Consider the following 12219-nt stretch of genomic DNA (forward strand, 5'->3'; position numbering starts at 1 on the left):
GAATAATAACACAGCGGAAGATAATGGGTAAAACGTTTTGTTCTTGTCGTTATAATAGGATAGTGTAAGGCACAAATATGAAGGTTATACAGCACAGTTCTGTTAGATTCCCATGCTACCTTATACTTTCTTTTCCCTACTTCTTTATATTATTTCCAACGTGAAATGCTGGTAATCACGTACGATAGTATAAAGGAACTTCTCGTCAGCAGTATTGGTATCAGAGATGTTGAGGTGCGTTCGCACTTTCTCAGCAAGGGAAGCAATACGACGTTCACGCTCGTATCCGTATTCAGAGTTGAGGGTACGTTGGATGACATCAAGCTGGTTAAGAGAGAGGTCTTCAGCTTGTGGATAGACAGGTTTATACTTTCTATCAAGGTAATAGAATTCGTCAAGTGATACTTGAATCTTGCGATAATCGTTGAGTTGGATGACCATTGTTCCTGCTGCGAGGTCGCCGAGACGTTGTGAATTCTTAGAGATAAGAATGACAAGTGCACCAACACCAGAGAAACCAAGGTCGACAAGTTGCAGAAGCCAACGCATAAAAAAGTCACCAATGCCCGGTGTTGTTCCGTCTTTCTTCACAACACGGATACGCATCACCATCTTTCCAACACTTTGCCCATGGTTGAAAAGTTCCATAAGGAAGTGGTAAAAGAGGGCAGGAAGGTAGATGGCTATTAGGAAGAATAACATTTTCGTTCTATAAAAAAAGTCTAACTCAGCTATCAGGAGCGACACACCAACCAGATAGCAGATAATTAGGAAGTCATCAATGATTTGTGCAACGATACGCTCTCCTAAACTTGCCGGCGACTGACTTATCTGGACGTACTGACCTGTTATGATATTGGCTTCGGGCATTTTCTTGATAATTAAATGTTGTTTCTGTTGCAAATGTAAGAAAAAAACTCTAAATTTGTTGCGTAAATGATAATAATGTGTAAATTACGTGTGGACTTTGCATGAAAGAGATTCTTTTCATACGCAATAATATTGAGAAATGGCGGGCAATGGAAGGCATGATAGATAATGTCAAATTTGAGATGCCTGACCAGTTGGCTGATGCTTATACTGAGCTTACAGCCGACCTCGCTTTTGCACAGACACATTATCCTCATTCACGTATTACCATCTATCTCAACAAACTTGCTTCTGCACTTCATAATGAAATCTACCGTAATAAACGGGAGAAGTGGTCGCGTTTGGTGACTTTCTGGACGCAGGAGGTGCCTGACGTGATGTGGAAAGAGCGTAAGTTACTGCTTCTCTCATTCATTATTTTTATGGTGAGTGTGCTGATTGGTGTTGTTTCTACCTTAGGAGACGAGTCCTTCCCACGCTTGATACTTGGCGACAGCTATATGGATATGACCCTTGAGAATATAGCGAAGGGAAAGCCGATGGGCGTATATGGCAATGAAGAAGAGGGAGGTATGTTTATTGGTATTACGCTGAACAATATCATGGTATCGTTTAATGTGTTTGTTTCGGGCGTACTGACAAGCTTTATGTCAGGCTTCCTTTTATTCCGAAATGGTATCATGGTAGGGTGTTTTGATACTTTCTTTTATCAGCATGGATTATTAGGCGAAAGTCTTTTAGCCACGATGTTACACGGTACGTTGGAACTTTCAGCAATCATTGTGGCAGGTGCTGCAGGCTTGGCAATTGGTAATGGTTGGTTATTCCCAGGTACTTACTCGCGTTTGGTCAGCTTTCAGCGGGGTGCAAAGAGGGGAATGAAGATTGTTGTTGGAACAGTGCCTATCTTTATCATGGCAGGTTTTATCGAAGGATTCATTACTCGTCATACAGAGTTGAACAACTTTATCCGCCTTGGTATCATACTCGTATCATTGGCGTTTGTCGTGTATTATTTTATTTACTTACCTTATAAGCGTAATTATTATTTAGAAGATGCAAATAGAAAGACCAAAGATTGAACTTTATCAAGTTCGTAGTTTCGGCGAGAAGTTCTCAGCGATTTTTGAGTTTATTCGTGAGAACTTTAAGTTTTTGTTGCGTGCATGTACCTATCTACTCTTGCCACTTTGTTTGGTACAAGGTTTCGCTATGGAGATGATGACGAAGGTCTTAGCACCTTATTATACCAATACCTTCGATGTCGGAGAGGATGTAGACGTGACACAGGGGATGCTCCTTAGATTCGGTGTTTCGTACGTGGGATATGGTATTTGTCTGCTGATAGGTTCTACCTTATTGGCTGGAATCTGCTATAGTATGGTGAAATACTATCATAAAAGTCCAAATAGACTTCGTAATACGACACTGAGCGACTTAAAACCTATAATCATTCAAGTGATTAAACGCTCGTTGTTAATGACCGTGGTGCTTGTAGCTCTGTTTATAGGAGTTTTGGTTCTTATTATCTTCTTTACTGCAATCACAAGTGCACCGATACTGGCTATAATACCAATTCTTGCATTGATTGTGTGCTGCTTGCCAGTTTCTATGGCGTTACCTGTTTATGTTTTTGAAGATAAGGAAACGTTGTTTAGCTCCATATTACGCGGCTTAAAACTTGGCTTCCATTCTTTCTGGTCGTTGTTTGGTTTGATGTTTGTGATAGGATTCTTGACTAATATCCTGTCTTCATTCACATCAATTCCTTGGTATATATTGACTGTTGTGAAGTCAGTTTTGCTGGCTACTGATACTACTCAAAGCTCTTTTGCAGCAAGTCCAGTATATAGTTTCTTTGTCTATTTGTCATCTGTATTTATGAACTTTGGTATGTATCTGACGATGACAATCTCAACCTTCGCCTTAGCTTTTCACTATGGAAGCATCGCAGAGGAGGAAGATGGCTTCTCAGTTGAGGACGACATACAGCACTTTGAGGAGTTAGCAGAGAAAGATACCGACATTGATAACTTTGATAAACTCTGATAAAGCGGTTCTATGTTACAGCCATTAAGTGATACTTTGTCGTGTGATTCGGCGTTACTTCATCAGTATCGTGCTGATGAAGCGTACAACTATGCGCGAGAGTTACAGGCACCTGAACTTGATTGGTGGGATTGGCTGATGTCAAAGATAGGCGAGTTCCTCTCTGATTTATTTAGTATTCAGAGCAAAGGGGACTTCCGTATCGTGATATACATTGTTATTGCACTTGTTTTTATTGCTCTAATCGCTTTCATTTTGTACCGTTATCAATTCAAACTCTTTGGTAGAGCGGGTAAGGTGACGAATGAAAACGATGAAGAAGACAATATCTATGGCGTAGACTTTGATGCTGTCTATGCCAAAGCAATGGCACAGAAGGATTATTACAAGGCTGTTCGAATTGTCTATCTGCGTACACTTCGTTGGTTATCAGATGGTAATAAGATTAGTTGGCAGCTCTATAAGACGCCAACTCAATACACTCGTGAGTTCCTATCAGTAGAATTTGAAAGAATGACTACAGCTTTTATGCGTGTAAGATATGGTAATTATCAAGCGTCTGAAGAACTCGTAGAACTACTGTTAGACTTAGAAAGCAAGATAAAGAAGGGAGGTGAGGAATGAACAAGCGCTTTTGGTTCTTCGTAGCTGGCTTCCTTGTCTTTGTCTTTCTATTAGAGTGGAATGCGCCTTCAAAGTTTGTTTGGGAGCCTACCTTTAATCATTACGATAAGCAACCATTTGGTTGTGCGGTGTTCGACTCACTGATGGAGAAGTCTGTTCCTGCAGGATATGAGGTGACAAATAAAACAATAGCACAGTTGGAACGTGATGGATATGGTAAGAAACCGCATGCCTTCTTAATTCAAACAGACCATTTTAGCCCTTCTGCAACGGATATCCGTTCGTTGGATAGACTGTTGAAAGCTGGTAATAAAGTCTTCATTGCAACGTCTGATATTGAGCCTGATTCTCTATATCCAGATTTGCAGGTAGATATTAATGGGCAATATGGGTTCTCTCCTATGGAGGTTAAGTCCTCAATTGCGAATCAGTCAATTCCTTATGATACCTTAGTTTGGTCTCATCAGTTGCCTTATCAGGAGAAAGAATACGCGGTCTATGCCGCGATGGCAGGTAATAATGTTACAATAGAAGGGAAGACTGCGTGTGATACTTTGGTTAGCTGTTGGCTTTCTGAGGAGGAAATTGATTCTACAGATGGCTATTGGTTGGCACATATGGTTAGGGTGAAGCGAGGAAAGGGTGAACTCTTTGTTTCTTGTGATCCATTGTTAATGACCAATTATGGTATCCTTGATACGCAGACAAATGGACTCATCTTCCGTATGATGTCCCAATTCCGAGGCTTGCCAATCATTCGTACTGAGGCATACGGACCTTACACAGAATATGAAACGGATACTCCACTGCGGTTTTGGCTACAAAACGAGCCTCTCCGCTGGGCTATCTATCTCACCTTAGGAGGGTTATTACTCTTCTGTATGTTCTATGCACGTAGACGACAACGCGTTATCCCAGTGGTAGAGGAACCAGCTAATCGTTCGTTGGAGTTTGTGAAGTTGATAGGTACTCTTTATCATCAGAAGCATATTAATCGAGACTTGCTGCAGAAAAAGTATAGTTACTTTGGCGAGACCTTACGTCGTATGACGATGATAGATGTCGAAGATGTTGAGTCAAGGAAGGAGAATATAGCACAGATAGCCATTCGAACGGGAATGCCAGAGGCTGAAGTACGAATGATATTTGACCGTGTCGATCGTTATTTGCAGGGTGATGATGAACTAAAAGATGCTGCTCTGCGAAAGGCAATAGACGGTATGGATATGATAATCAATAAGCTATAAACGCAATGGATGAGCAAAAGAATAATGTAATTGAAGAGCAAACAATAAATAAGATGGAAGAGTATAAAGAAGAAAGAACCGACCTTGCTGCATTCAGTGAAAAGGTGATGCAGTTGCGAGGAGAGATAAGTAAGGTTGTTGTTGGACAGCAGGAGGCAGTTGCCTTGTTGTTAACAGCGATTCTTGCAGATGGTCATGTGCTGATTGAAGGTGTGCCTGGTGTTGCTAAGACCTTGTTGGCACGTCTGTTGTCTCGCCTGATTGATGCGCGTTTCAGTCGTATTCAATTCACGCCAGACCTCATGCCAAGTGATGTACTCGGTACGACAGTCTTCAATATGAAGACCTCTGAGTTCGACTTCCATGAAGGTCCTGTGTTCTCAGATCTCGTTCTTGTAGATGAAATCAACCGTGCTCCTGCAAAGACACAGGCAGCTCTTTTCGAGGTAATGGAGGAACGTCAGGTGACGATTGATGGTACAACTCGTCGTATGAGCGATGTTTATACAATCATTGCGACACAGAACCCAGTAGAACAGGAAGGTACTTATCGTCTACCAGAGGCACAACTCGACCGTTTCCTCTTTAAGATAAGCATGGGTTATCCTTCTGTTGATGAGGAAATGAATATCCTTAAGCGTCATCAGGAGAAGCGAAACCTCATCAAGTTGGAAGATGTTAAGCCAATACTTACCATTGACGAACTTCTGCAGATGCGCAAGAAACTTGATACGGTATTCATTGAGGAGAGCCTTTTACGCTATATTGCAAACATCGTACAGCAGACACGCACCTCAAAGGCTGTCTATCTCGGTGCCAGTCCACGTGCTTCTGTGGCTATGCTCAATGCTGCTAAGGCTTCAGCTTTATTGGGTGGTCGCGACTTTGTAACACCAGAAGACATCAAGTTTGTTACGCCAAGTATTCTTCAACATCGTCTTATCCTTACTGCTGAGGCTGAAATGGAGGGATATACCCCATTGAAGGTAGCACAGAAGTTGATTGACAAGGTCGAAGTACCTAAGTAATGAGGTTAGCCGAGAAGCACTCAAATAAATAAAGACGAAATGTTCCTTACTAAAAGGTTTTATTTTATATTAGCAAGCCTTACCCTGCTCGCAGGCTTTGGTTATGTGTTCCCACAGCTTTTCATGGGTGCAAAGATACTTCTCTTTATCTTTGCTGCTATGGTTGTGGTCGATGCTGTTATGCTCTATCATCGTCGTGGAATAACAGCGAAGCGAACCTGTTCAGAACGTTTCTCTAATGGTGATAAGAATGTTGTCAAGATAAGTCTGGAAAGTAAGTACTCCTTCCCTGTATGGCTGACGGTAATAGATGAGGCGCCAGAGGTGTTCCAACGGAGAGATATTAGCTATAAGAGTCAGCTAACAGCGATGGGAAAGAATACGATTCGTTATACGCTCAGACCGATGAAGCGTGGCGTCTACTCCTTTGGTAAGATTCGTTGCTTCACACGTACAGTCTTAGGACTTGTCGAACGTCGTTATACGTTGGGTAACGCAGAAGACGTTAAGGTCTATCCTTCTTATATGATGCTGAATCGCTATGAACTTCTTGCGATAAGCAATAACCTTACCGAAATGGGTATAAAGCGTATACGTCGGGCAGGTAACAACACTGAGTTTGAGCAGATAAAAGACTATGTGAAAGGCGATGAATACCGAAGTATAAACTGGAAGGCAAGTGCACGTCGCAATCAGTTGATGGTGAATGTCTATCGTGATGAGCGCTCTCAGCAGATATTCTCAGTTATTGATAAGGGACGTGTTATGCAGCAATCGTTCCGTGGAATGACGCTTCTCGACTATAGTATCAATGCTTCTTTGGTGTTGTCATACGTTGCCATGCGCCGTGATGATAAGGCTGGCTTGATAACCTTTGCAGATAAAATGGACACGTTTGTTGCTCCTTCGAAGCAAACTGGTCAGATGCAACTTCTCTTAGAGTCACTTTATGCACAAGAAACGAAGTTTGGTGAAAGTGATTTTAGTGGTTTGTGTGCCAATGTACATAAACAAGTTAGCAAGCGTAGTTTGTTCGTTATTTACACAAACTTCTCTGGTATGACAGCTCTCAATCGTCAGTTGGCTTACTTGAAGTTGCTTAGTCAGTGGCATCGTGTACTCGTTGTCTTTTTTGAAGATGCAGAGATGAATGATTATATTCGTTCTCCGAAGCACTCGACAGAGGAATATTACCAGCATGTTATCGCAGAGAAGTTTGCTTCTGAAAAGCGTTTGATAGTCTCAACACTGCGTCAGCATGGTATCTATAGTGTTTTGACAACGCCAGACAAACTCAGTATTGATGTTATCAATAAATACTTGGAAATGAAGCAAAGACAAATCTTAACATAGTAAGTCTTACTTATTTCCTAACAAATAATGTAAGGTTCACTCCTGCAATACCTAAAACTAATGGGCTGATATTCGATTGTGGATTTCAGCCTTTATTGTTGTTATACATAGATGAGATGCGATTTGTGCTTGATATTTGGCTCATGTTTGATAGATTATAGTGGGCTCTTCTGTTAAAAGTGTAGATGCTTTTCATATAGTTTTAACGAAAGGAGCGAACGTACTCATTAAATAAAAATATACCTAAGACCCTCAATGGTCTATTCTATTATCATCCCCTGACATAAAAACTTTTCATTTTAATACTTCGAAAATCCCGCAAACAAGGTTATGAAAAATAATTACATAATTTCAAATAGAATACCTACAAACAAGGATAAAAATGCATATTAAAAGTAGGTTTGTAACCATCAAAGAATCAGTTAGTTATAAAATGGTGATGTAATAGGTGCCTAATTGGACTTGAAAAGGGCGTTAGTTAGACTTGAAAAGGGCATCTTTTAGAAGTCAATTAGGCATCTTTTAGAAGCCAAAAGAGCATATATTAGATTTGAGTTGCATGAAAATAGTTTACAATGGTCAATAATATGGGAGTAAGTTGTTTGCATAAGACGCATACTTTTCATACCAACTTACATTTGTCTTGTATTTTATCTTTCTTTGTTAGGTTATCTAATTTGGGTTAAAATCATAATTATTAGGTATTGTGTTGTAATGGTGTTTCTTGTACCTTTGCACTCGATTAGAATTTAATATAAACTGAATCAGTAATATGAGAATTAAAACTTTATTTCTTACACTTGCTGTTATGCTGTTAGCTTTTATGAGTACACTCTCTGCCTCTGCGGCTAACTATGTAAAAGTAAGTGACAAAGATGGCAAAGACACTTACTTTGCTCTGTCTGAGAAACCTACTGTTACCTTCACTTCCACTGCCATGGTTTTGACTGCTGGAAGTCAAACAATAGAGTATCCTCTGACAGATTTCCGTGCTTTTGCCTTTGCCGACCAGCCAACAGGTATTGGAACGCTTGATGCAGAAAGCAACAATTCAGTCTTTTCTTTTGGTAACTCCTTGAAGGGAGAAGGGCTGAAAGCAGGTAGTCAAGTAGCTGTTTACACAATCAACGGACAGTTGGTTGGTCGTGCCACCGTAAGCCAGAGCGGTTCTGTTGAGATTCCTCTCGACGGACAAACAGGCGTTTTTGTAGTTAAATCATTATCTAAGACATTTAAATTCATACGTAAATGAAAAAGATCTTTACTTTAGTAATCGTATCTTTATTGAGTGCACTCGCAGTACAGGCACAAACATTAAAGGTAACCAAAACTGATGGTAACGTTGTAACTTATAACGCATCAGATATTTCAAAGATTGAGTTCTTGCCAAGTGAAACCCCTTCACAACCAAAGTTGATACACGAGTTTGCAGGCTATTTGACTGTAAAGAACAAGATGATTAATAATGTGCGTTATGACAATGGCGCTAAGATTAAGGTGTTGCAGGACGGTGGTAAGTTCCTTGCAGAGTTCTCTGATACTCAGTGGGGTACTGGTTCTTTCGTGATAACCATGGCTAATCATGCTATTAACGGTACTGGAAAGATGAAGATTGCTAACCCAAATGGTGGTGGCGCAGCGAAGGAGTATGATGCTACGATGAGTGGTTCGATGAGAGAAATAAAGATTTCAATCCCATCACTCATGGGTGGTACTGATATTACTTGGCATTATGCTGAGGCTTCAGCAGCATCGAAAGTGGCAGGAAACTACTCTGGTACAACATCATTGAAGGTTGGTCCAACTATGGGTCCTTTCGTATCAGCTACTGTTGGTTATACGATTACAGCTAATAATGATGGTACTATCAATGTGACAGCATCTGAAGAGAAGTACACAGGTGTTACTATGATGAATAACTTAACATTAGGAACATACACTGTAAAGAACCTTGCTTACGATAAGGCAACCAATAGCTTTAGTCGTGACTATAGTGAAGACGGCATCAAAGTACACTTCAAGGCAACCGGTGGTATGATGGAAAGGGATGAAAATTACGAGTTCGGAGAAACAAGTAAGATGACCGTTACACTTGCTGAGGATGGTACATTGACCATAACTAACAATTATAAGGTAGGCAGAATGCCATTCCCAATCTCTGCAACATATACTGGTAAGAAGGCTAAGTAAAATTTTATACGCTCATGCACAGAGTATTTCGCCCTATTTCTACCCTTGCAGGCTGTGCCATTATGATGATGGTGACAGCCTGTAACGGCATTTTTGAAGATATATATGATGAGGCTCCAGCCACAGCAAATGTAACAACGGAAGGTCAACTCCTTGTTAATGCCGCCAGTTGGAAGGACTGGTATTATGTTGACTTTGACTCTTTACAGATGTATATCGAGCGTAAAGACACTGCAGGATTGCTTAAGGCACAGACGAACTTCACGCATTATGCCATCCCAACAAATCTGACATCGGGTAGTGGTGATGGGAAAACGGGTATGTACACTTACTGGTTTGATGTCTTTGGAAAAGGTATCTCGGTAAATGAAAAGCGTGGCTTTACTTCTACTGATGCACAACCTGAACCACAGTCGTGGAGCATTGCCTTTCATCGTAACAATGTAAGGACGAACGGTGGAGCAGTACTTGAAACGAAGTACACCTCTTTGAATGAGCTTCCAAAGAATAGTTCCTATTTCTTAGGAGCAACATTCCAAGAAGATGAATGGACAGAGAACGAAGTTTGGGAGGACCAGTCGCAGATGCTTATGAGTCTGATTGGCTGCCAAGGAATACGTATTAATAAGGTACTTTCCTCTTGGTTGAAAATCGAAATACCTCCAATGCCTCCTTCTTTTACCATGAATAGTCATGTCTTTATTCTTCGTCTGAATAATGGAAAGTATGCTGCTCTACAGTTGGAGAACTATATTGGTACCGATGGAACCAAATGTTGGTTGAGAATCAATTATAAATATCCATATTAACTACAACAGAAAACCATCCCACAAACGGCTCTTTCAGATAATAGGGATAAGGTTATGAGATCTTTTGATTGGTTATGAAACAAAAAAACATTATACTATCAGCTCTTGTTTGTCTGCTTCCTACGTCGATGTGGGCTGATGAGTTGCCTGATTCTATATACAAATCCTTAGAGTTAGAACAGGTTGTAGTGACGGGAACACGTACACCGAAGCTACTTGCCAATACCCCTGTGTTGACGAAACTCATCACAGCTGATGATATTATGAAGACAGATGCCACCAATCTGCGTGATGTATTGCAACAGGTAATACCGGGTATTGAGTTCTCATACGCCATGAATCAGCAGGTACATATGAACTTCTCTGGCTTTGGTGGACAGAGTATGTTGATTCTTGTTGACGGTGAACGCCTTGCTGGTGAGACGATGGACGATGTCGACTTCACTCGTATTGGTATGGATAATGTTGACCATATCGAGATTGTGAAAGGTGCTGCTTCTGCCCTTTATGGCTCTAATGCTGCTGGTGGAGTTATCAATATCATCACCAAGAAAAAGCCAAATCCATGCGCACTTAACCTTAACATGCGCTTTGGTCGCCACAACGAGCAACGTTATGGACTATCATGGCAATACGCAAGAGGCAAGTGGAACAACTTACTGACAGTGAATCGGAATAGTTCTGACAACTTTAATGTACACAATGGAGCCAATCCAATCACACGAGTTGTCTCAACTATCTATGGTGATGCAGTTTGGAACTTTAAGGAACAGCTCACTTTTAGGTTGAATGAAAAGCTTCGTTTGACAGGGCGTGCAGGTTATTTCTATCGTCAGTTGGTGCGTACATCAGAGGTACCAGAACGCTATCGTGACTTTTCAGGTGGTCTTCGTGGAACATGGACACCAGACCTTGTTAATAGTGTTGACTTCTCCTATGCTTTTGATCAGTATGATAAGTCAGACTATCAGCGCATCACTCGACTGGATATCCGTGACTATTCAAATGTACAGAACAGTCTTCGCTTGCTTTATAATCACACTTTTGAGGGGGAAAACGTCCTTTCTGTGGGTGCAGACTATATGCATGATTATCTCTTTAATACCAACTTGGAGGGTCGAATTCGTAAGCAAGACTCTTTTGATGCCTTTGCACAATACGACTGGAACATCAGTCCGAAGTGGGAAGTAGTGGGTGCCTTGCGTTACGATTATTTCTCAGACGGGCGTATCTCGCGCTTGACTCCGAAGGTAAGTGCACGTTATCAGCCAGTACATAACTTGAATGTTCGTTTTAGTTATGGTATGGGTTTCCGTGCTCCGACATTGAAAGAGAAGTACTATAACTTTGATATGTCGGGTATATGGATTGTTGAAGGCAACCCTTCTTTGAAACCAGAAGTAAGCCAGAACTTTAATGCTTCGGTTGATTATACTAAGGGACGCTATAACTTTACAGTAAGTGCTTATTGTAACAAGATTGAAAATAAGATTGCAACTGGTGCACCTTACTATAAGAATCCATCAGACATTATCCCACGTCTTCCTTACCTTAACTTGGACAACTATATGGTTAGTGGAGGAGAAGCAACGGCACAAGCACGTTGGACGAATGGTCTTACAGCTCGTTTAAGTTATGCTTATACCAATGAACGCTTGCCAAAAGACAAGAACAGTAACTCTGTAAACAATCAGTATATACCTGCTCGCAAACACTCTATGACAGGTCATATCGATTGGGATCATCAGTGGTTGAAGAACTATGGAACGAACATCGGATTAGGTGGACGCTTCCTCTCAGCAGTCGACAATGAAGAGTTTGTTGATTACTATGACATCTCTAAGGGTATAAAAACAATACATTACCCCGCATATGCACTCTTCAAACTCTCCTTGGTGCAACGCATCGGTAAGGGTGTGAAGGTAAGTGTAATCCTTGATAACATCTTTAATTATAAACCAGAATATTATTATTTGAACTGTCCATTGACTGATGGAACAAACTTAATGATTGGAATGTCAGTTGATGTTGATAAACTATTTTAAGCTC

General features: G+C 40.8%; 11 protein-coding genes. 10 read left to right on the forward strand and 1 reads right to left on the reverse strand.

Annotated features, from left to right (window positions below):
* Positions 1–144: 144 nt before the first annotated feature.
* The gene (locus HMPREF0659_RS01845) at positions 145–870 is read right to left on the reverse strand and encodes an RDD family protein (protein WP_013264184.1); all 726 of its coding nucleotides are present in this window, start codon (positions 868–870) and stop codon (positions 145–147) included.
* Between the two features lie 101 nt (positions 871–971).
* Here HMPREF0659_RS01845 and HMPREF0659_RS01850 point away from each other — a divergent pair, with 101 nt between their 5' ends.
* The 10 genes from HMPREF0659_RS01850 to HMPREF0659_RS01895 all read left to right on the forward strand — a co-directional run bounded on the left by HMPREF0659_RS01850 (position 972) and on the right by HMPREF0659_RS01895 (position 12215).
* Positions 972–1952 (forward strand): stage II sporulation protein M, encoded by a 981-nt coding sequence (locus HMPREF0659_RS01850; RefSeq protein ID WP_013264142.1) that lies wholly within the window; start codon positions 972–974, stop codon positions 1950–1952.
* A complete protein-coding gene (locus HMPREF0659_RS01855; RefSeq protein ID WP_013264116.1) occupies positions 1927–2919 on the forward strand; it encodes a hypothetical protein in 993 nt (330 codons plus the stop codon). The genes HMPREF0659_RS01850 and HMPREF0659_RS01855 overlap by 26 nt, the downstream gene beginning before the upstream one ends.
* Positions 2920–2931: 12 nt before the next feature.
* The gene (locus HMPREF0659_RS01860) at positions 2932–3543 is read left to right on the forward strand and encodes a DUF4129 domain-containing protein (RefSeq protein ID WP_013264114.1); all 612 of its coding nucleotides are present in this window, start codon (positions 2932–2934) and stop codon (positions 3541–3543) included.
* Positions 3540–4790 (forward strand): DUF4350 domain-containing protein, encoded by a 1251-nt coding sequence (locus tag HMPREF0659_RS01865; protein ID WP_013264054.1) that lies wholly within the window; start codon positions 3540–3542, stop codon positions 4788–4790. Before HMPREF0659_RS01860 ends, HMPREF0659_RS01865 begins: the two co-directional genes overlap by 4 nt.
* Positions 4791–4843: 53 nt before the next feature.
* The gene (locus HMPREF0659_RS01870) at positions 4844–5818 is read left to right on the forward strand and encodes an AAA family ATPase (protein WP_036925307.1); all 975 of its coding nucleotides are present in this window, start codon (positions 4844–4846) and stop codon (positions 5816–5818) included.
* 39 nt (positions 5819–5857) lie between these two features.
* The gene (locus HMPREF0659_RS01875; protein ID WP_013264880.1) at positions 5858–7171 is read left to right on the forward strand and encodes a DUF58 domain-containing protein; all 1314 of its coding nucleotides are present in this window, start codon (positions 5858–5860) and stop codon (positions 7169–7171) included.
* A 772-nt stretch (positions 7172–7943) separates the two neighbouring features.
* Positions 7944–8423 carry a hypothetical protein gene (locus HMPREF0659_RS01880; protein ID WP_013264346.1) on the forward strand — a complete coding sequence of 160 codons (480 nt, stop codon included), beginning with the start codon at positions 7944–7946 and terminating at the stop codon, positions 8421–8423.
* Positions 8420–9361: a calycin-like domain-containing protein gene (locus HMPREF0659_RS01885; protein ID WP_013264715.1), complete on the forward strand. Its 942-nt coding sequence runs from the start codon at positions 8420–8422 to the stop codon at positions 9359–9361. The genes HMPREF0659_RS01880 and HMPREF0659_RS01885 overlap by 4 nt, the downstream gene beginning before the upstream one ends.
* Positions 9362–9375: 14 nt before the next feature.
* Positions 9376–10170 carry an HmuY family protein gene (locus tag HMPREF0659_RS01890; protein WP_013263805.1) on the forward strand — a complete coding sequence of 265 codons (795 nt, stop codon included), beginning with the start codon at positions 9376–9378 and terminating at the stop codon, positions 10168–10170.
* 74 nt (positions 10171–10244) lie between these two features.
* Positions 10245–12215 carry a TonB-dependent receptor plug domain-containing protein gene (locus tag HMPREF0659_RS01895; RefSeq protein ID WP_044045820.1) on the forward strand — a complete coding sequence of 657 codons (1971 nt, stop codon included), beginning with the start codon at positions 10245–10247 and terminating at the stop codon, positions 12213–12215.
* Positions 12216–12219: the final 4 nt, after the last annotated feature.

The organism is Prevotella melaninogenica ATCC 25845, from assembly GCF_000144405.1.
Classification (GTDB): Bacteria; Bacteroidota; Bacteroidia; order Bacteroidales; family Bacteroidaceae; genus Prevotella; species Prevotella melaninogenica.